Origin of the sequence: Mycobacterium sp. 1245805.9, assembly GCF_001672915.1 — a bacterium.
In the GTDB taxonomy this organism is placed as follows: Bacteria; Actinomycetota; Actinomycetes; order Mycobacteriales; family Mycobacteriaceae; genus Mycobacterium.
Window position 1 is genome coordinate 1 of the sequence record NZ_LZKR01000133.1, and the last position, 617, is coordinate 617.

1 protein-coding gene is annotated in these 617 nt (G+C 61.3%); it reads left to right on the forward strand.

What is annotated here, in order from left to right; genetic code table 11:
- On the forward strand, window positions 1–617 hold a 617-nt coding region (locus A9X00_RS18745; protein WP_156772174.1), incomplete at both ends, for a class I SAM-dependent methyltransferase.

Sequence of the window (617 nt, forward strand, 5' to 3'; positions counted from 1 at the left end):
GCTGTTCCTCGACCCGACGCAGACCTACAGCTGCGCCTACTTCGAGCGCGACGACATGACCCTCGAAGAGGCGCAGCTCGCCAAGATCGACCTGTCGCTGGGAAAGCTGAACCTCGAGCCCGGGATGACGTTGCTCGACGTCGGCTGCGGCTGGGGCGGCGCGCTGCAACGGGCGGTCGAGAAGTTCGATGTCAACGTGATCGGAATTACCCTCAGCCGCAACCAGTTCGAGTACAGCAAAACCAGGCTGGCGGGGATCCCGACCGAGCGCGACGTCGAAGTGCGGTTGCAGGGCTGGGAAGAGTTCGACGACAAGGTCGACCGGATCGTCAGCATAGGCGCGTTCGAGGCCTTCAAAGCCGACCGTTGGCCCGCGTTTTTCGACCGCGCCTACGACATCCTTCCCGACGACGGCAGGATGCTCTTGCACACAATTTTGGCGCATTCACAGAAGCAGATGCACGAGCGCGGCATCGCTTTGACGATGAGCGACGTGCGGTTCACGCGATTTATCTACACGGAAATCTTCCCGGGTGGGCAGCTGCCGGCGCAGGAAGATATTTTCTCACTGGCGCAGGCGGCCAGATTCAGCGTCGAAAAAGTGCAATTGCTGCGCG